This window comes from Planococcus donghaensis MPA1U2, from assembly GCF_000189395.1.
In the GTDB taxonomy this organism is placed as follows: domain Bacteria; phylum Bacillota; class Bacilli; order Bacillales_A; family Planococcaceae; genus Planococcus; species Planococcus donghaensis_B.
In genome coordinates this window covers 38,599-57,100 of the sequence record NZ_AEPB01000030.1, presented here as the reverse complement: position 1 = coordinate 57,100, position 18,502 = coordinate 38,599, and the positions used below count along the sequence as shown (strand labels likewise).

The 18,502-nt window shown below is 38.8% G+C and carries 20 protein-coding genes; 9 read left to right on the top strand and 11 right to left on the bottom strand.

Annotation, left to right across the window (positions count from 1 at the left end; genetic code table 11):
• The first annotated feature begins 11 nt into the window (after window positions 1-11).
• The 3 genes from GPDM_RS08470 to yhaM are packed head-to-tail and all read left to right on the top strand — an operon-like array spanning window position 12 to window position 5,007.
• Complete coding sequence (locus GPDM_RS08470; protein ID WP_008430632.1) at window positions 12-1,235, top strand: metallophosphoesterase family protein; 1,224 nt, start codon at window positions 12-14, stop codon at window positions 1,233-1,235.
• Window positions 1,232-4,072, top strand: a complete 2,841-nt coding sequence (locus GPDM_RS08465) for an AAA family ATPase (protein ID WP_008430631.1) — start codon at window positions 1,232-1,234, stop codon at window positions 4,070-4,072. Before GPDM_RS08470 ends, GPDM_RS08465 begins: the two co-directional genes overlap by 4 nt.
• Window positions 4,069-5,007, top strand: coding sequence for a 3'-5' exoribonuclease YhaM (gene yhaM, locus GPDM_RS08460; RefSeq protein ID WP_008430630.1), 939 nt, complete (start codon window positions 4,069-4,071; stop codon window positions 5,005-5,007). The genes GPDM_RS08465 and yhaM overlap by 4 nt, the downstream gene beginning before the upstream one ends.
• A 65-nt stretch (window positions 5,008-5,072) precedes the next feature.
• On the opposite strand, the gene GPDM_RS08455 is transcribed toward yhaM, so the two are convergent.
• The 7 genes from GPDM_RS08455 to GPDM_RS08425 form a co-directional block, all read right to left on the bottom strand.
• Entirely contained in the window at window positions 5,073-5,963 is an 891-nt protein-coding gene (locus GPDM_RS08455) for a peptidylprolyl isomerase (protein ID WP_008430628.1), read from the bottom strand.
• A 106-nt stretch (window positions 5,964-6,069) separates the two neighbouring features.
• Window positions 6,070-6,255, bottom strand: a complete 186-nt coding sequence (locus GPDM_RS08450) for a hypothetical protein (protein ID WP_006828367.1) — start codon at window positions 6,253-6,255, stop codon at window positions 6,070-6,072.
• A gap of 61 nt (window positions 6,256-6,316) precedes the next feature.
• Window positions 6,317-6,862: a DUF3267 domain-containing protein gene (locus tag GPDM_RS08445; protein WP_008430626.1), complete on the bottom strand. Its 546-nt coding sequence runs from the start codon at window positions 6,860-6,862 to the stop codon at window positions 6,317-6,319.
• A 100-nt stretch (window positions 6,863-6,962) separates the two neighbouring features.
• Window positions 6,963-7,526: an HTH-type transcriptional regulator Hpr gene (locus GPDM_RS08440; protein WP_008430625.1), complete on the bottom strand. Its 564-nt coding sequence runs from the start codon at window positions 7,524-7,526 to the stop codon at window positions 6,963-6,965.
• A gap of 204 nt (window positions 7,527-7,730) precedes the next feature.
• Complete coding sequence (locus GPDM_RS08435; RefSeq protein WP_008430624.1) at window positions 7,731-8,150, bottom strand: YtxH domain-containing protein; 420 nt, start codon at window positions 8,148-8,150, stop codon at window positions 7,731-7,733.
• Window positions 8,151-8,274: 124 nt separating this feature from the next.
• Complete coding sequence (locus GPDM_RS08430) at window positions 8,275-8,805, bottom strand: tryptophan transporter (RefSeq protein ID WP_008430623.1); 531 nt, start codon at window positions 8,803-8,805, stop codon at window positions 8,275-8,277.
• 104 nt (window positions 8,806-8,909) lie between these two features.
• Window positions 8,910-9,341, bottom strand: a complete 432-nt coding sequence (locus GPDM_RS08425; RefSeq protein WP_008430622.1) for an HIT family protein — start codon at window positions 9,339-9,341, stop codon at window positions 8,910-8,912.
• A 109-nt stretch (window positions 9,342-9,450) separates the two neighbouring features.
• Between GPDM_RS08425 and GPDM_RS08420 the strand changes: the two genes are divergently transcribed.
• Together GPDM_RS08420 and GPDM_RS08415 are read left to right on the top strand one after the other, a co-directional pair.
• Window positions 9,451-10,200 (top strand): ABC transporter ATP-binding protein, encoded by a 750-nt coding sequence (locus tag GPDM_RS08420; protein ID WP_008430621.1) that lies wholly within the window; start codon window positions 9,451-9,453, stop codon window positions 10,198-10,200.
• On the top strand, window positions 10,184-11,386 hold the full coding sequence (locus GPDM_RS08415) for an ABC transporter permease (protein ID WP_008430620.1): 1,203 nt from the start codon (window positions 10,184-10,186) through the stop codon (window positions 11,384-11,386). The genes GPDM_RS08420 and GPDM_RS08415 overlap by 17 nt, the downstream gene beginning before the upstream one ends.
• A gap of 39 nt (window positions 11,387-11,425) precedes the next feature.
• On the opposite strand, the gene GPDM_RS08410 is transcribed toward GPDM_RS08415, so the two are convergent.
• The 3 genes from GPDM_RS08410 to GPDM_RS08400 all read right to left on the bottom strand — a co-directional run bounded on the left by GPDM_RS08410 (window position 11,426) and on the right by GPDM_RS08400 (window position 14,310).
• Window positions 11,426-12,598, bottom strand: a complete 1,173-nt coding sequence (locus GPDM_RS08410) for a M20 metallopeptidase family protein (protein WP_008430618.1) — start codon at window positions 12,596-12,598, stop codon at window positions 11,426-11,428.
• Between the two features lie 150 nt (window positions 12,599-12,748).
• Entirely contained in the window at window positions 12,749-13,744 is a 996-nt protein-coding gene (locus GPDM_RS08405; RefSeq protein ID WP_008430616.1) for a sodium:calcium antiporter, read from the bottom strand.
• 53 nt (window positions 13,745-13,797) lie between these two features.
• A complete protein-coding gene (locus GPDM_RS08400; protein ID WP_008430615.1) occupies window positions 13,798-14,310 on the bottom strand; it encodes an antibiotic biosynthesis monooxygenase family protein in 513 nt (170 codons plus the stop codon).
• Window positions 14,311-14,518: 208 nt separating this feature from the next.
• On the opposite strand from GPDM_RS08400, the gene hemE reads away from it, so the two are divergent.
• The 3 genes from hemE to GPDM_RS08385 are packed head-to-tail and all read left to right on the top strand — an operon-like array spanning window position 14,519 to window position 17,034.
• Complete coding sequence (gene hemE / locus GPDM_RS08395; protein WP_008430614.1) at window positions 14,519-15,565, top strand: uroporphyrinogen decarboxylase; 1,047 nt, start codon at window positions 14,519-14,521, stop codon at window positions 15,563-15,565.
• Window positions 15,566-15,590: 25 nt separating this feature from the next.
• Window positions 15,591-16,517: a ferrochelatase gene (hemH, locus tag GPDM_RS08390; protein WP_039863167.1), complete on the top strand. Its 927-nt coding sequence runs from the start codon at window positions 15,591-15,593 to the stop codon at window positions 16,515-16,517.
• 46 nt (window positions 16,518-16,563) lie between these two features.
• The gene (locus GPDM_RS08385; protein ID WP_008430610.1) at window positions 16,564-17,034 is read left to right on the top strand and encodes a FixH family protein; all 471 of its coding nucleotides are present in this window, start codon (window positions 16,564-16,566) and stop codon (window positions 17,032-17,034) included.
• Between the two features lie 185 nt (window positions 17,035-17,219).
• On the opposite strand, the gene yhfH is transcribed toward GPDM_RS08385, so the two are convergent.
• Window positions 17,220-17,345 (bottom strand): protein YhfH, encoded by a 126-nt coding sequence (gene yhfH, locus GPDM_RS16470; protein ID WP_008430608.1) that lies wholly within the window; start codon window positions 17,343-17,345, stop codon window positions 17,220-17,222.
• A gap of 143 nt (window positions 17,346-17,488) precedes the next feature.
• Here yhfH and GPDM_RS08380 point away from each other — a divergent pair, with 143 nt between their 5' ends.
• Entirely contained in the window at window positions 17,489-18,481 is a 993-nt protein-coding gene (locus GPDM_RS08380) for a lipoate--protein ligase (protein ID WP_008430607.1), read from the top strand.
• Window positions 18,482-18,502: the final 21 nt, after the last annotated feature.

The window sequence follows — 18,502 nt, the reverse complement described above, 5'->3', positions numbered from 1 at the left end:
GGGGATTATTTATGGAGTCGATTCGATTTATCCACACAGCAGATTTGCATTTAGGTAGCCCTTTTATCGGCATGAAGGACTTGCAAAAAGAACAGTGGAATCAGTTGAAAGATAGTACATTAGCGGCTTTTGATCGACTGATTCAATATGCACTAAAAACTACACCAGACTTTGTGTGTATTGTAGGCGATATTTATGATGGAGAAGATCGTAATATTCGGGCACAAGCTCGTTTTCAAAAAGGAATGCAGCAACTCGCGGAGCAAAATATTCCCGTTGTTATGTGTTTTGGTAACCACGATCACTTGAGTGGGAATTGGACGCGCTTTGAACTTCCGAAAAATGTGCATGTTTTTGATAAAGCGGTTTCTCAGTTCACGCTACATACAGCTGCTGGTCCTGTTATTTTTACAGGTTTTAGCTATGGTAAGCGACATGTAAACGAATCTATGGTTGAACATTATCCAATTGCACAAAACTTAAACAGTTATCATATTGGTCTTCTTCACGGAAGTCTTGAAGGAGATGCTACACATGCTGTGTATGCTCCGTTTAAAAAAGAACAGCTGCTTAGTAAGCAATATGATTATTGGGCATTAGGGCATATCCACAAGCGCCAAGAGCTCTATCTTGAACCTGCAATGGTGTATCCAGGAAATATTCAAGGTCGCCATAGGAAAGAATCGGGTAAAAAAGGCTTTTACGAAGTGACCTTATCAAAAGCAGCGACTCAATTAGAGTTTATTCCAAGCGCTGTTGTTCAATTCGATCAAGTTGCGATCTCAGGAAAAGGCATGGTTCACATGAATGAATTGATTGATGCTTGTCAAAAACAACTAAGTCTTTTTAGTGAAGAAGTGGGAACAGCCGTTATTGAATTGGTGTTTACAGATTTAGATCAAGACAGTTTTGGGTTACTCGCTGACATTCCAGAAAGTGAATTATTAGAAATGCTCCGTGAATCAGTAGAAGGATTAGACTCTTTTGTTTGGATACAACAAATTCATTTGCAACAAACCCAGCAAGATGCTGAGCTTTCTCCAATTGGTGCCACGTTAATCGACACAATGGCAAGTTGGGAACTAGATGACTGGAAAGTGGTGTTACAGGACTTGTATCGACATCCGAAAAGCAGTCGTTTTTTAGAGGCAGTAGATGAACAAACTAGTAAAGAACTTCAACTAGCAGCTGCCCAAAAAATTCGGCGCACGATGCAGGCAGGAGAGATGACATGAAAATCGAAAAATTAGTGATTTATGGTTTTGGCAAGCATGAAAACCGAACCATCGTATTAGGAGAACAAATGATTTTGTTTGATGGACCAAATGAAGCTGGGAAAACGACGATTCAGCAATTTATCATTCAAGTTCTTTTCGGATTTCCAGCACGTAACCAAACACAACTTCGTTATGAGCCGAAAAACGGTGGGAAATATGGAGGTCAGCTTTACTTAACAGATCCTCAGTACGGTAAGCTAATCATTGAACGCATTAAAGGGAAATCGGCTGGAGATGTTACGGTAACTTTTGAAGATGGACGACGAGGTGGAGAAGCTGACTTGAAGCAAGTGTTGCGAAATTACGATCGCGCTTCTTTTGAAGCGATTTTTTCGTTTTCGGTTCATGAATTACAAGGACTTGATCAACTAAGTGAAGCCGAACTTAGTCGCACGCTACTTGCTTCTGGTACGACAGGCATTGATGCTTTAACGCATTTAGAAAGCCAGCTAGAAAAACAAATGAGTGAACTGTTTAAAAAAAGTGGCCGAAAGCCGTTAGTAAATGCATTAGCTGAAGAATTACGTGAAATGGAAAAGGAGTTAAAAGACTACCGACAGCGAGCTGAACTTTACAGCCCTTCCATTGAACGATTACAGCTTATTGAACAACGCCTACAAGCGATTGAAGATGAAGAGATGACAAAAGATCAAGAACTTAAAGAAATTAGAAAATGGCAACAAGCAGCACCATTATTTGCGAACAAATTGAAATTGACCAGTCAGCTAGATAAATTGGAGATGGAGCAGTTTCCTGCTGAAGGCAGAAGACAAATGGACCGTTTAGTAGATCAGTTGACACAAACTAAGGCAGAGATAGAGCACCTAAACAATCACCTCAATCGCTTAACCAATCCCGACAAAGCAGATTCCATGGAGTTTATTGAGAATTTGTTAAACCGTGAATCTGATTGGCATCAATTAAACGTTCAATTGGCGCAAAAGCAAAACGAGGCAATCGAGTTAACGGAAGAACGAGACGAACTATTAGCTCTTCTCGGACTTACTGAACAACAAGCGATGATTGTGGATGTTTCTTTAAACCAAGAGGAGCAGCTAGCAGAGCGGTTAAAAGAGTTGGATTTAGAAGAAGAAAATCAGCGTTTTACTCAACGATACTTGCAAGAAGAAAAAAATAACTTAGCACGCGCAGAACAAGATTTAGCAAAGTTTTTAGCACAAGAACCAACGGAAAAAGAACGACTAGCTGCAGAACAGTGGCCGCAAATTTCATCCCAGTTAGCAGAAGCTAGAGCTGCCTCAAACTTTCAAAAAGGCAACACAGCTCAAGACCAACTGGTTAAATTTGCGTTAATAGGCGTCGGGTTACTAGTTGCCGCTTATGGCTTTTTTCAGTCCACCATTTTACTAATCGTGATTGGCCTAGCAACGATGGGTGCGGGTCTATGGCTTTTTGTAAAAACGGCAAAATCTGACGAGTTGCCAGCAAATTATGCTGAACTACTCGAAAAATACAATGGTAAAGAACAGGAATACGAAACAATTGCGAAAAAAGTGGCAGAGTTTGACTTGCAACTGGATGCATTGATGAACAATGTTGAGAAGAGCAAGAAGAATGTAGCCAATTACTCTTCTATCAAATCAAATTCTGAAGCTGAAAAAGCTTATCGGCAATTGTTACTTGAGATTGGTTTGAGTTCAACTGTTCGGCGCACAATGGCAATGGAGCTTTTTGAAAAGTTAAGGAAAGTTCATGCTTCTTCTTCACGCCTATTGCGCATTAAGGACGAGATTGAGCAACTAAAAGCCCAGCAAAAAGAATGGTTAGACAAAGCACAAAGAGCATGTGGTAAAGACATAGCAACCGAAGGACTGATGGCTTCATTGCGATCAGAATTATCGGTACGAAAACAAAAGCAAGAACACTGGAATAAAGTTAAAAGTGAACAAAGCAGTTTGCAAGAAAAGTACGATCAATTACGAGCACTCCAGAAACAGCTTGAAAAAGAACAACAGACCTTATTAACATATGCTCATGCGGAAGAAGTATTTGATTTTTACCGATTAGCCGATCAGTGGGAGAAAAAACAGGAACTGGAGCGAGCACTCCAATTGACCCAAGCGCAATTACAATCGATAGGCAACGTAGAAGGGCCACCAAACTGGGAGCTTGAAGATGCACAACGAGCAATCGAACAAATTCAGGCAGGTTTAAACCAGTTAAAAGTAGAGCGGAACGAGTTGTTGAAAGAGCAAGCGGACAAATATCAACTGACCCAAACTCTAGTGTCAGATACTTCATATGAAGAAAAGCTCCAGCAATTTGAAGAAACAAAAGCAACTTTTGTTGATTTAGCGAAACAATGGTCCGTTAACAAAGCAATAGTCGAAGCGATCAACCAAACCATGAATGAACTAAAAGAGAAAAAGCTTCCGGCTGTATTGACCAATGCCCAGCGTTACTTTAGAAAACTAACCAATGGGGCGTACTACGAACTGAATATGAATCAAACAGGCTTTTTTGAAGCTAAACGTCAAGACGATACTTATTTCCCGATATCGGAGCTAAGTCAAGCAACAAAAGAACAAGCTTATTTGGCATTAAGGCTGTCATTGGCCGTTTCAATGAAAGAAAGTCATCCGTTTCCAATTATTATGGATGATGCTTTTGTCCATTTTGATCGCAGTCGATTGCAGCAAATGATAAACTTAGTTAAAGAGTTGCAAGAAGAGCATCAATTTATTTATTTTACATGCCACGAAGATATGCAACAGGCTTGGCCAACTGCACAAATCATTCATTTGGCCAATACCGAAAGGAGCGTTCATTCATGACCAAAGGAATTACACAGTACGCAGTCGGAGAAACAGTCGATGTATTCTTACTGATCAAGCAATCAGTTAAAGGGGTCACGACTACTGGAAACCCATTTATCTCGCTCGTATTACAAGATAAAAGCGGAGATATTGAAGCGAAATTATGGGATACAAAAGATGAGCAGGAAAAAATGTTCGCAGCTGAAGTAATTGTCCGCGTCGGTGGAGAAATCCATAATTATCGTGGGAAAAACCAATTACGCATTAAAAGCATTCGCCCAGCAAAACCAGAAGAAAACCAATCAATCTCTGATTTAATGCCTTCTTCTGAGAAATCAGCAGATGAATTGCTTGAAGAAGTGATGAAGTATTTGTTTGAAATGGAAAACCCTCAAATCCAACGAATCACACGTTTTATGCTTAAAAAATACCAGCAACAATTTTTAACCTACCCAGCAGCAACACGTAATCATCATGATTACGTATCAGGTTTAGCAGATCATGTTGTATCGATGCTAAAACTCGGCAAGTCTTTAACAGAGATTTACCCTGGTCTTAACAAAGATTTATTATTTGCAGGAATCATCCTACACGATATTGGTAAAGTCATCGAGCTATCAGGACCAATCGCGACTACTTATACAGTAGAGGGCAATTTAATCGGTCATATTTCAATCATGGTAACCGAAGTTGCAAAAGCTGCAGAAGAGCTAGAGATTGAAGGGGAAGAAGTCATGCTCTTACAGCATATTATCCTGTCACACCATGGCAAAGAAGAGTGGGGCAGCCCGAAAAAACCAATGCTGAAAGAAGCTGAAATGCTGCATTATATCGATAACATCGATGCAAAAATGATGATGTTGGATCGTGTACTCGGCAAGACAAAAGAAGGCGAGTTTTCAGAGCGTGTTTTCGCGTTAGACAATCGTTCATTTTACAAACCGAAAATTTAATAAACACGTAACGAAAAAACCGCTTCAACAAGTTAGAAAACTAACTGTTGAAGCGGTTTTATTTGTTATTCAGCTGGAGCTTCAGGTATTTCTGGATTTAAAATATCATCCAACGCACCTTCAAGGTCTTCGTCTTTGATTTTAACATTGGCTTCTTTCATAAGCTCAGCAACTTTTGGAAGCAAAGTCGTCTGATCTGCTTTAGAAAGGGCTAATTCTGTACGTAGCTCTTCTTTTTGATCTTCTAGAGCCGGTTGGTCTTCAATTTGACGTTTCTCAAGAACTTGGATGATATGGAAGCCGTATTCAGATGCTACAGGCTCACTAATTTCATCAACTTCAAGTCCATAAGCAGCTTCTTCAAATTCAGGAACCATTGCGCCTGGTCCGAACCAATCAAGATTACCACCGTTTGCACCAGAACCAGTATCTGTTGAATTTTCTTCAGCTAATTTTGCGAAATCTGCGCCTTCATCTAATTGTTTTTTAAGCGAGTTCGCAGTTTCTTCATCAGCAACAAGAATGTGACGAGCATTTAACTCCGTACCTTGACGGTCGTAGTAATCTTGTATTTCTTCGTCCGTTACTTCTACGCCTTCAGTCAATGCTTTTTCTTGCAACAAGTTCAAACGAATTACTTTCTTATAGCTTTCTTCTGTTTGGTTGTTTTGAGCAAGAAACTCATCAAAACTTTCACCAAGTTCTTCTTTATTGCTGTCGTATTCAGCGTCTACTTCTTTGTCAGTGACTTCGTATTTGTCAGCAAGTACTTTTTCAATTAGTAAAATCTGAATTGCTTGTTCACCAATTGATGTTTTCATTTCTTCGTAAAGATCATTCTTTGTAATATCGCCAACATCGGAAGTTACGATAGCTTCTCCATCTCCGCTGTCACTACAAGCAGATAAAGCTAATACCGAGGCTGCTAACGTAAAGGTTAAAAAAGACTTTTTCATTGAATTCGCTCCCAACTTTCTATGTATTTCCAGTAATTACTATACTATAAATGTATTACAGTTTGCAAAGTTCCTAAAAAAATACACTTGCCAGAAGGCAAGTGATTTAAGGTGTAAATTCTACGCCTACATACAACGATACCAGTAGTATTGTAATCAATATATTAATTGTCCGAAATATTTTTTGATGATTTTCTTCCGGGATTTCCCGTGAAGTGACTAATGCCAATGTCATCCGGTTGATCTGGAAAAGATAAAACACGGAGAACATAACGATAAATGCGATAATCATGAATTTCCTCCCCTCTAACTTTCCTTCCTAGTATAACAAAAAAGAGAAGAAAAAGCAGATATCAGCTCATCACCGGCGGCACTAGAATTTCAAAGCCCGTATCTGTTTCTTCTATTAACGCGTATTTAGGTGAGCGCGCTAAGTTACGAAGATAGATGATATCTGTTAAACATAGTGCACAATGATAGGCCAAAAGCATAGCAAAATAGTGTGTAAAAGCCGGATACAGTACACTTAGCGTCACCAAAACCGTATTTAATACGAGGAAAGGAGTAGCCAGTGATAACAGAAACCGAATTTTTGGAACGGGTTCGTTAATATGAAGTGAGATAGCAGGACAAACCTTCATTTGTTTACGAATAATAAATTTTAAGGATTTATGACATCCGATTAACGGTAAAAAATGCAAAAGCTTATGAAGTGGATAAATGCCAAGCAATGCCATTATAAAAAAGAGAAAATACTGATCGGATAAGGGAGTGGCATATATGATTGTAAGCCCGATATAGGCAGTCATAAATACAGCGATTCCGAAAAGTGCCGAAATCATGAAAAGCCGGTCAAATCCGTATTGTTTTTTTAAGTTAATTGTTTTCCAGCAGTGCATGTTTGCATCCCCTATTACTAAATTCATTTTTGATTCGCTACATACAATACAATGATTTATAAGGAAATGCAACCATAAAATTTTTTAAAAAAAGTACTTATTATTGCTGGTTTTTTTGATGGGTAATTACATGATTTTCTTCATTGAATTTATTCTCAATATTTTTGAAAGAAGCTTCGAAAATTTCCATGAAATCATCTCCATAGATATTGCGAATAACAGCCATAATATCCATAAATTCTGGGAACTTACCATATAGCTCGCGTAAAGGAAGAGAGCCATCAATGACAGAATGTGGCGTTTCATGATAGTTCTCAATCATTTCTTGCATTAAGGTTTCGCCTTTTTCTGTTAACTGTACATAAGTATTTCTTTTGTCTGTATCCCGTTTTGAAAAAGATAGCAGTTCACGTTCTTCTAATTTTTTAGAGAAGTTAAAAGCTGTTGAAACGTGCATTACACCAAATTTTGCCACATCTGAAATAGAAGCTCCTTTTAGATGATAGGAGATCCAAAGAATGTGGTGCTCATTAATATTCAAGTCATAAGGTTTTATCCACATTTGCCAATCTTTTTCTACCGCTTTCCATAATGCTTTTGATAATTGACCAATGCGTTGACTAAACAACATGGCTTCTTTCATCGAATATTCTTTCTCGTTCACACAGGCACCAACTTTCCTCCAAAATCTTTTCTTTATTATAGCAGTAAAGCAAACGTAATTAAAGTAAGAATAGTAAAATAATTTACAACAAAGAGATATAACAGAAAAGAAAAAAGAAAATGGTCGTTTAAATGCTGAAAATCCTTGGTACGGAGCTTTATTGCGAAAATAAAGGTAAAAAAAAGCCACCCGAAGGTCGCTATTTTATGCACTTTCTGTATCATCGTCAACTTTTTCTGATTTTGGTTTATTATCGGGTTTAGCTTTTTTGTCTTTACTAATAGTGTTTTGCAATTCTTCGATGGCATTTTGAATTGCCATGATTTCAAGTTGAAGATGTTCCTTTGCAGGAGCAGTGCTTTCAGTCCAAGTTTCCAATGAAGCCTTTAATCCTTCAACAGCTTCAGGCAATTGCGACTTAGCCTCTTCAGATAAATGGTTGATGGATTCTTTCAAGCTATTTACTTTTTCTTTTAGTTCAGTTAAATAGTCTTTCCATTCAGATGATGCTGATTTCACACTAGAGCGAAAATCCTGTCCTGATTGTGGAGCAGAAAATAATGCCGCTGCAGCTCCAGCTGCTAACCCAGTTGTAAGTCCTAAGAAAAACCTTGATGCTTTCATATGTGAAACGCCCCTTTCTTCTTATGTACTTCTTTCCCTCTATTATACCTAATTGAAACATATTAATGAATGGCTATTCAACAAAAAAATGCTCTCCCTGTTAAAACAGAGGAGAGCATTTGTCTTATGCAGCTTGTGAAACAGCTGTTTCGAATTTTGAACGCTTGACCAATGTAATCACAATTGGATAAATTAAAGCGAAAGCAACTCCATTTAACAATACCGCAGGTAAAACTACAGTAACTAGCAATAATGTAAAAGGAATATTAGCGCCAATTACAAAGATTGCTGCAGAAAGGAAGATTGTTCCGGATAATAAAGTTCCAATTGCCACAAGACTAATTGTGACAGGCAGTTTAGTGACAAATTTCTTCAAGATCATCACTAAAGCAAGGAATACGAAAGCCGTGATAAATTTATCGATGATATTCGGGAAAAATCCGCCTGGAAACGTCGAAAACAGTCCGGATAATACGCCCGTTGTTACTGCTAACAAAAAGACATTTTTTACATTTGGAAATAACAGAATACCGACAAACATCATGGTTAACATAAAGTCAGGTTTCATCCCGCCGTTGATGCCTGGAATTACTACGTACAATGTGGCTCCGACGCTAACCAGTAGCGCCATTAAAACTAGATTCTTTGTATTCATTTCTCATCTCTCCTCAGCTCTACGCTATTTTCTTTTTCCCGGTCGTGTCCTCGTGACCGCCGGCGAAAAACTTATATTGATTCTATCTTGTCTACTTGAGAAAATCAAGTATCTGCGTTCAGCTTAGTTTTTACACTTTCCGCCAGTTCTTGAATGCGCTCTGTAGTAAATTCTTTTTCTTTTGTTACCCACTTTGCGCCGAAGCCGTCTGTTTGGCCATAGCGGGGGATAAAGTGTAAGTGGAAATGAAATACACTTTGTCCTGCTTTCGCACCATTATTATTCAGTAAGTTCATGCCTTCGGGTTGGAAAGTTTCATTGATTGCTTTCGCAATTTTAGGTGCGACAGCAAATAAATTGCCCGCTTCTTCTGGTGTCATGTCATAAACAAATTCACGATGTGTTTTAGGGATGAGTAAGGTATGTCCTTTTGATAAAGGCATAATATCCATAAAGGCGAATACATGTTCATCTTCATAAATTTTTACGCTAGGAATTTCACCTGCAATGATTTTGCAGAAAATACAATTTGTCATTCGTATCATCCTTTCCATTTTTCTCATTTTACCATATTTGCCATATCAAAAAAGAATTCGTTAGCTAGTTTTGATACAATAGTTTAATAGAAAGAAAGAGGTGTAGTGGATGGCTGTTTTGGAAGTGGATGCATTAACAGGTGGATATACACGAAAACCTGTTTTGCAAGAAGTGACATTTTCGATTGGAAAAGGCGAACTTGTAGGATTAATTGGTTTGAACGGTGCTGGCAAAAGCACTACAATTAAACACATTATTGGAATGATGCAACCAAAATCGGGGCAAATCCGCTTGAATGGAAAAACGTTTGAAGAGGATATGGATCGTTATCGGTCATCGTTCTCTTATATTCCTGAAACACCGGTATTATACGAAGAACTGACATTGCGAGAACATCTTGAACTAACTGCGATGGCTTATAATATAGATCCAGCACAGTTTGAAAAACGTTCTGCAGAATTGTTAAAGGAATTTCGGATGGAAAAACGTTTGAAATGGTTTCCATCGCATTTTTCAAAAGGAATGCGTCAAAAGGTAATGATTATGAGTGCATTTTTAGTAAACCCAGCACTATACATTATCGACGAACCTTTTGTTGGACTCGATCCACTAGGCATTAAATCTTTGTTGGATCAAATGGAACAACAAAAGAAAAAAGGCGCTTCTGTATTAATGTCGACACATATTTTATCGACAGCTGAACGCTATTGCGACCGAATCATTTTGCTTCACAATGGGCGTGTTCGAGCAAGTGGAACGATGGCAGATTTACGAGATGCGTTCCAGATGCCTGACGCTTCACTGGATGATTTGTATATTGCGATGACCGAGGATGAGCTTAATGAAGAATTTGCATGATATTTGGTCAAAAAGACTTCATAAGTACACCATTGAAGTTCAAAATTATTTGAAATACATTGTGACAGGGCATATTGCCGTTGTAATGCTATTTGCTTTAGGAGCAGCGGGATTTGCATATAGTGAATGGATCCAAGACGTCCCACCGGAATTTCCGGGAGCGTTATTGCTTGCTGTAATTTTCGGCTTATTATTGGCGCTCAGTCCGCCATCTACTTTATTAAAAGAAGCGGACATGGTGTATTTTTTACCATTGGAAAGCAAATTAGATGACTTTTTAAAACCGGCTTTAAGATGGTCGTTTTTGTCCCAATTGTATTTACCCGTGATTGTTTTTATTGTTTCGTTGCCAATGGTGAATGCGATATATGGTTTGTCGTCATCGTTTTTAATCGGTTTTCCAATTTTGCTGTTGTTGATCAAATGGTGGAACGTTCAAACGGAATTTGCTTTTCGGAAGCAAGGTGCAGGAGAGCAAGTTTGGCTTGATCGGCTTGTACGTTTTCTATTAGTTGGATTGTTTGTTTACTTTTATATAGAAAACTTATTAGTAGTTGCAGTGATTATTTTGTTTATCATCATTTTTTACGGCAAATGGATTGCGCGTAAAGCAGTAGGGAAGCCGTTTGCTTATGAACATTTTATCGGCTTGGAAGAAAATCGCATGTTGCGTTTTTATCAATTTGCTAATTATTTTACCGATGTACCTCATTTAAAAGGCAAAATAAAAGCGAGAACTTGGTTGAATTGGGTGTATGGATGGATCAAAACCGGTCCGAAAAATGCTCATCTGTATCTTGTGTGCAGAACTTTTATTCGTTCGGATGAATTGTTTTATTTATGGGTAAGGTTAACTGCGATTATTATGATAGGTGCTTGGTTTATTCCTTTCCAAATTGGAGTTGCCTTGTTTGCAGGCGCTTTAGCTTTTGCAACAGCGATTCAAATTTGGCAAGGGCTGACTCATACGCAGCATTTCCGAATGGATAACTTATTTCCGTTGACACAATTCAGCAGGCAAGGAGCGGTTTGGAAATTAGTCATTGGGTTGCAATCTCTCCAAAGTTTGGCCGCAGCGGGAGTTCTAATCGCACTCGGCGAACCTGTTACAGCATTGCTGACATTTGTCGTTATTTTAACCGTTTCTCTTGTTACAGTTACTGTTTTAAAAAACAAAAAGAAATAAACAAAGCCCACCATCTAAAAAAGATGTTGGGCTTTGTTTTTATTCTTTATTAAAATGAATGGCAGCTGAACCTAATGTTTTTGCGGCAATCAGCATTGCTTCTTCTTTAAAATCGAATTTTGGGTGATGGTGCGGGTACACGTCTCCGTCAGGCATTGCACCAGTGAAGAAGAAAGAACCAGGAATTTCCTCGAGGTAATAAGCAAAATCTTCGCCACCCATTTGAGGTGGGCAATCATATACTTCTGTAACTCCAGGCACGTCAGCTGCAATGTCTTGTACGAACAAAGTTTCATTTTCATGATTAATAACAGCAGAATAGCCCCGCTTGTAATTAAATTCATATTCACTGTTATTAGCTAAACTAGTTCCACTAATCACACGTTCCATTTCGGTTTCCATTAAACTTCGAACATCTTCTTTAAATGTACGAACAGTTCCCGATAACACAGCTTGGTCCGCAATAATATTGAATGGGTTTTGTGCCACAAACGAACCAATAGACAACACAGCAGATTCTAATGGGTCTACTCGTCTAGAAACTAAAGTTTGAAGATTAGAGACAATTTGCGAACCAATTACGACCGCATCAATCGTTTCATGGGGACTTGCACCGTGACCACCGCGGCCCTGTACTTTTAATGTAAAGCTATCAGCGGCCGCCATAAGCGGTCCGACACGCGTATCAATTCGACCAAATGGCGTCATAGACCAAAGATGAGTACCGAAAATGGCATCAACTCCATCTAAAACTCCTGCTCTAATCATCGATTTTGCACCACCTGGCACAAGTTCTTCGGCATGTTGATGGATCAATACATAAGTTCCTTCTAATTCATCGCGCATGTCAAAAAGCGTTTTCCCAAGTACTAAAAGAGTAGCTGTGTGGCCATCGTGACCACAAGCGTGCATGACACCATCAACTGTGGAGCGGTAAGAGACATTTGCTTTTTGATCTTGGATTGGCAAAGCATCAAAATCGGCGCGCAATGCAACTGTTTTTCCAGGTTTTGCTCCTGTGATCGTAGCCACAACACCGTTTCCACCAACACTGTCTTTAACATCAACGCCTAAATTTTTGTAATAAGAAAGAATATAGCGAGCGGTTTCAGTTTCATGAAAAGAGGGTTCAGGATGCATATGTAAGTGGCGACGAATTTCAACCATTTCTGGATAAGCAGCATCTAAAGCGGCATATAATTTCGTAAGCATATGTAAAACTCCTTTTTTTTATTTAAGCATATCACAAAAAATTTAGAATATGCGGAAGAGTGGGTATTGATAAATAACGCAATTGGCTTTATGTAACAATAAAAAAGACACAGTAGTGCTGAATTTCAGCACAACTGTGTCTTTTAAGTATTAGTAAGTAAAGTTTAAATAAGAAGCTGCAAAGTACACAATGAGAATAATCACTGATGGGATTGCATAAGACCATGTAGATGCACTTTGTTTTCGGTAAAGTGAAAACAAGGCCAATAATGACATAATGAGTACCCCAACGGCGATAATCATGTTCGCACCGGAAACATCTAGCATGATAGGTCCTGCAGTATATACAGGATCAGACAAGGCCAGAATAATCATATTGAAAATATTGCTTCCGAGAATTGCGCCGACAGCCATATTGACATTGTTTAATCGCAATGCGATAAAAACGGAAATAGCTTCTGGCAGGGAAGTTGCAGCGGCAATCAAGAAACTGCCGATAAAGCTTGATCCAATGCCAGTAATAATCGCAATTTGGTCTCCTGTAATCGACAAAGCTGTACCGGCTGCTAGAATAACTAAAGCAGCGATGATGAAACGAACAATTGCGGCTTTAGGTGATAATGAAGCACTTGGGTTGTCGGGTTCTTCTTCTGATTCGACAATGGCTTCTGCTTCAGGATCTAGTGAAGGGAGTTTGTTTATAACCACCATCCCAATAATATAGGTAACGGCGATTAACAACGCGTCCAGTCCAACGCCAAAGATTTGCGTATCTAGGCGGAGTAAAAGAGCCATAACAACCAAAACCGTCAACAAAATCCCAAGAAGAGCTGTATAAATATTGTTGCGTGAAGCCCGATTTAAAATTTGACGTCTTCGAAGAAGAAAATCGAATCCAGCAAGGATAAACAGGTTGAACAAATTCGAACCAATCATGTTACCAACAGCAATATCTGCATTGCCAATGGCTGCTGCTGAAAAACTAGTTGATACTTCAGGAAGTGAAGTTGCACCTGCCAATAAGAGTGTACCAACCATCATGCCACCCATTGCTGTTTTTGAACTGATGACATCGGCGTATTGGGAAAGCTTAATGGATGCAAACACAGTAAGTGCAGCTGCTAGTATGAAAATAACAAAGACCAAATGATTTTCCTCCTTAACTTATCAACACCCCATGAGTATATGGGGTGAGGTGATCATTCTTCTTCTGGTTTAGCTCGGTAAGTGCTGACGTAAGATACACCAGAGAAAATATTTGGACGCTGTGCACTCGTGTCAGCTTCTGGCTTCGCAGAATGAGCTTTAGCAAATGCTTGAGATTCTTTCCACTTTTCATAAAAAGCTGGAGATTCCCATTCAGTCAAAACAATATACGTATCTGAATCAAGTGGTCTCAGGACACGAAAAGCAATATAGCCCGGTTCATTTTCAACAGTACCTGCTCTATTTTTAAAACGATGTTCAAAAACAGGACGGCCTTCATCAGAAACTGGAATATTATTTAAAACAAAATATCCTTTTTCTTTGAACTCTCCTGTCCCATCCACTACCTCATAGCGTCGAGGTGTTTGGAAAATCGTTTTGCCTTTTGTTTCATGAATCACCAAGGTCGTTCCTTCCCCTTGCATCACTACCATATTTTCCTCTGGGTGGTTATCACGCATTTTCTTCATATAATCATATGTTCCCGTTGTCATGTAAAAATTCATCAAAACCCCTCCTAAAAATATATATATACTATTATATACTTCCCTAATGAAATCTACATGAAACAGGTTTGTCGAACAAGTGAAAAGAGAAGCGTCAAATTTATGACAAATGCGTTCGAAATCTATACAATATAGTACGGAACGTCTATAGTATAGACGGATATAGGTAGACAAAAGTAGAGTAGCACATCGAAGGGATGAAACATTCATGACATTTAATGATACTTATCTTCGCGCAGCCCGTGGAGAAAAAACAGATCACGTACCCGTTTGGTATATGAGACAAGCTGGACGTTCGCAACCTGAATACCGCAAAATAAAAGAAAAATATTCGTTAGAAGAAATTACGCACCAGCCAGAGCTATGCGCCTACGTAACTAAACTTCCAGTAGATCAATACAATAACGATGCAGCAATTCTTTACAAAGACATTGTGACGCCATTGCCTGCAATTGGTGTTGATGTAAAAATCAAATCTGGAATTGGCCCTGTTATCGATAACCCAATTCGCACGATGGCGGATATCGAACGTTTAGGGGAAATCAATCCTGAGCAAGATGTAGATTTTGTTCTCGATACAATTCGTTTGTTAACGCAAGAGCAATTAAATGTCCCATTGATCGGGTTTTCTGGTGCGCCTTTCACGTTAGCCAGCTATATGATTGAAGGCGGACCTTCTAAGAGTTACAACAAAACAAAAGCGATGATGGTTTCAGAACCAGCGATGTGGTTTGCATTAATGGACAAATTAGCTGATACAATCATTCCTTATGTAAAAGCTCAAATTAAAGCAGGCGCAAAAGCAATCCAAATTTTCGATTCATGGGTTGGCGCATTAAACGTTGAAGATTACCGTATTTTCATCAAACCGGTAATGGATCGTATTTTTGCTGAATTGCGTACAGAAAATGTACCATTGACAATCTTTGGAGTAGGCGCAAGTCATTTAGCAAAAGAATGGCATGAACTGCCAGTAGATGTAGTGGGTCTAGATTGGCGCTTGCCGATTTCAGAAGCCCGTTCAATGGGATTAACAAAAACTTTGCAAGGCAATTTGGATCCTTCTTATTTATTGGCCGACTGGTCAGTTATCGAAGAACGTACGAAAAAGATTTTAGATATGGGTATGCAAAATGATGGCTATATTTTTAACCTTGGCCATGGCGTTTTCCCAGAAGTTAATCCAGATACACTGAAACGCTTAACTTCATTTGTTCATGAATACAGTGCTGCACACAAAAGCAATTTAAAATAAGAACAAAACTTACGTAGAGGTGATTATGTTGAAGAAGAAAATGGGATTATTAGTGATGGCGTACGGTACGCCATACTCAGAAGACGATATTGAACGTTATTATACACATATCCGTCGCGGACGTAAGCCGAGCGAAGAAAGTTTAGAAGACTTACGTAGCCGTTATAAAGCGATTGGCGGTCTTTCACCACTTGCAAAAATTACATTAGACCAAGCAAATGGTTTATGCGATCGTCTAAATGAAGTTCAAGATAACATTGAATTCACAATGTACTTAGGCCTTAAACATATCGAACCATTTGTAGAAGATGGCATTGAAGAAATGAAAAAAGATGGCATTACAGAAGCGGTATCAATCGTCTTAGCTCCGCATTTCTCTACTTTCTCTGTAAAATCATATAATGGACGCGCAGCAGAAGCGGCTGAAAAAGCAGGCATTTCTTTAACTTCGGTTGAAAGCTGGTATAAAGAACCGAAATTCATCCAATATTGGACTGAAAAAGTAAATGCAGCATTTGCTGAAATGTCTGAAGAAGAACGCGCGAAATCTTGCTTAATCGTATCTGCCCATTCATTGCCAGAGAAGATTATTGCAAATGGTGATCCATACCCAGATCAGTTAAAAGAAACGGCTGAAATGATTCAACAAGCGACTAGTGTTAAAAACGTAGAAATCGGTTGGCAAAGCGCTGGACAAACAGGCGAACCTTGGATTGGCCCAGATGTTCAAGATTTGACGCGTGATTTGTTCGAGCAAAAAGGCTATACCTCTTTTGTTTATACACCAGTTGGATTTGTAGCAGATCACTTGGAAGTTCTCTTTGACAATGATTACGAATGTAAAGTAGTTTGCGATGACATCGGAGCAACTTATCGTCGCCCAGAAATGCCAAACGTACAGCCATTATTTATCGATGCATTAGCTGATGTAGTTTTGCGTGAGTTAGCTTAATAAGGATGACTAGCGACTAAGTCTTCCTATGAAAGGAGAAATAGTTATGAAAAAACTTGCATGGCTTGGATTACCTTTACTTTTATTAGCTGCATGCGGATCAGGAGAAGCGGAATCGTCTGGTACTGGTCCTCAAGTAGAAGAAGTGATGGTAGCATTTAATACCGAAACTCAAGCAGAGCCAGCGGAAGAAGTTGTCTTGTCTGTTACAGTAACGCAAGGCGATGATGCTGTAGAAGACGCAGATGAAATTGTTTATGAAGTATGGCAATCAGGTGACCGCAACAATAGCGTAATGATTCCAGCAGAGCACACGGAAAATGGTATTTATGAAGCACAAACGAGCTTTGAAGAAGAAGGTCTGTATTATATGCAGGCACACACGACAGCACGTTCGTTACATGTTATGCCAAAGCAAGAAATAACCGTTGGCGATCCTGATCCGGCCTCAATCGTTTCTGATGACAGTGATGATGCACAAGGTATGGATAAAATGGAAGACCATTCTGGACATTAATACGAAAGAAAAGACATCGCTTTGGCGGTGTCTTTTTGTTTTAAATTTATAAAAGCAAAAAAACCGCTTCCTGTTATGGTACAGAAAATAAGAGCTCTTTATAGAATTCTAGAGGCATCAAACGTGAAAAAACGAAGCAGCGCTTGATAAGCGCTGCTTCGTTTAATCATTAGTTTTAGCTGATTTTATAAATTATTGCAGGAATCACATTGAGTACCATAACATTCATGCTGCTCTTCCATTTTTTCTCCACATGACGCGCACTGTTTCGGGGGCAAGTTCTTGAAAAATTCAACTACGTTTTCAATCATAACTTCCATCTCCTTTTGTTATAGTACTGTTGGTGTTTAAAACAGTGTATTATAACAGGGGGGATTCGTCAACCCTAAATAGTGAATTTATTTAATTAATCCGTTAAACTATAAAAAGGAACATAGTTAAAAGGAGAGAGATTATGTATTTCGTAGACAATAAAGGCATCACAGACCCACGAATTAACTTAGCAATCGAAGAATACTTGTTAAAAACAATGGATGTTGAAAAAGATCCATTTCTTCTGTTTTATATCAATGAACCATCTATCATCATCGGCAAAAACCAAAACACAGCTGAAGAGATCAATACCGATTATGTAGACTCTAATGGCATTCATGTAGTTCGTCGTTTGTCTGGTGGAGGAGCGGTTTATCATGATTTGGGCAATTTAAATTATAGTTTTATTACAGTAGATGATGGGGAGAGCTTCCGTAACTTCCGTAAATTCACTGAGCCTGTTGTACAAGCGTTACAGAGCCTTGGCGTAAATGCGGAACTTTCTGGACGCAATGATTTAATGGCAGAAGGTCGGAAGATATCGGGGAATGCACAATTCTCAACTAGAGGTCGCATGTTTAGTCATGGAACTTTGTTGTTTGATACAGAAATCGAAGCTGTCGTATCTGCATTAAAAGTAAGCAAAGAAAAAATTGAATCAAAAGGTATTAAGTCGATTCGCAGTCGGGTGGCGAACATTTCTGAGTTTTTAAAAGAGCCTATGTCTGTAGAGAATTTCCGGCATGCAGTTTTACATTCCATCTTCGAAGGTGAAGAAAATGTCCGTCATTACGAACTGACAGAAGAAGATTGGAAAAATATACACGAATTATCAAGCGAGCGCTACGGTAACTGGGATTGGAATTATGGGAAGTCTCCTAAATTCAATATTAAACATTCTCACCGCTTCCCAGTCGGTGGCATCGATGTCCGCTTACAAGTAGAAAAAGGCATTGTTCAAGACGCTCATATTTTTGGAGACTTTTTCGGTGTTGGAGACATAGCTGAAGTTGAACAGGCAATTGCTGGTTCAAAATACGAACGTGCGTCTCTAGAGGAAGCTATTGCCGAAATTGACATTCCAAAACTTTTAGGCGGCATTACAAAAGAAGAATTTTTGAAATTAATTTATTAAGAACTTCCGAAGAGTCTGCAT

Excerpts from the sequence above, each read along its gene's own strand:
- GPDM_RS08470 (WP_008430632.1), top strand. The coding sequence starts at position 12 with ATGGAGTCGATTCGATTTATCCACACAGCAGATTTGCATTTAGGTAGC.
- GPDM_RS08465 (WP_008430631.1), top strand. The coding sequence starts at position 1,232 with ATGAAAATCGAAAAATTAGTGATTTATGGTTTTGGCAAGCATGAAAAC.
- yhaM (WP_008430630.1), top strand. The coding sequence starts at position 4,069 with ATGACCAAAGGAATTACACAGTACGCAGTCGGAGAAACAGTCGATGTA.
- GPDM_RS08455 (WP_008430628.1), bottom strand. The coding sequence starts at position 5,963 with ATGAAAAAGTCTTTTTTAACCTTTACGTTAGCAGCCTCGGTATTAGCT.
- GPDM_RS08450 (WP_006828367.1), bottom strand. The coding sequence starts at position 6,255 with ATGATTATCGCATTTATCGTTATGTTCTCCGTGTTTTATCTTTTCCAG.
- GPDM_RS08445 (WP_008430626.1), bottom strand. The coding sequence starts at position 6,862 with ATGCACTGCTGGAAAACAATTAACTTAAAAAAACAATACGGATTTGAC.
- GPDM_RS08435 (WP_008430624.1), bottom strand. The coding sequence starts at position 8,150 with ATGAAAGCATCAAGGTTTTTCTTAGGACTTACAACTGGGTTAGCAGCT.
- GPDM_RS08430 (WP_008430623.1), bottom strand. The coding sequence starts at position 8,805 with ATGAATACAAAGAATCTAGTTTTAATGGCGCTACTGGTTAGCGTCGGA.
- GPDM_RS08425 (WP_008430622.1), bottom strand. The coding sequence starts at position 9,341 with ATGACAAATTGTATTTTCTGCAAAATCATTGCAGGTGAAATTCCTAGC.
- GPDM_RS08420 (WP_008430621.1), top strand. The coding sequence starts at position 9,451 with ATGGCTGTTTTGGAAGTGGATGCATTAACAGGTGGATATACACGAAAA.
- GPDM_RS08415 (WP_008430620.1), top strand. The coding sequence starts at position 10,184 with ATGAAGAATTTGCATGATATTTGGTCAAAAAGACTTCATAAGTACACC.
- GPDM_RS08410 (WP_008430618.1), bottom strand. The coding sequence starts at position 12,598 with ATGCTTACGAAATTATATGCCGCTTTAGATGCTGCTTATCCAGAAATG.
- GPDM_RS08400 (WP_008430615.1), bottom strand. The coding sequence starts at position 14,310 with ATGAATTTTTACATGACAACGGGAACATATGATTATATGAAGAAAATG.
- hemE (WP_008430614.1), top strand. The coding sequence starts at position 14,519 with ATGACATTTAATGATACTTATCTTCGCGCAGCCCGTGGAGAAAAAACA.
- hemH (WP_039863167.1), top strand. The coding sequence starts at position 15,591 with ATGTTGAAGAAGAAAATGGGATTATTAGTGATGGCGTACGGTACGCCA.
- GPDM_RS08385 (WP_008430610.1), top strand. The coding sequence starts at position 16,564 with ATGAAAAAACTTGCATGGCTTGGATTACCTTTACTTTTATTAGCTGCA.
- yhfH (WP_008430608.1), bottom strand. The coding sequence starts at position 17,345 with ATGATTGAAAACGTAGTTGAATTTTTCAAGAACTTGCCCCCGAAACAG.
- GPDM_RS08380 (WP_008430607.1), top strand. The coding sequence starts at position 17,489 with ATGTATTTCGTAGACAATAAAGGCATCACAGACCCACGAATTAACTTA.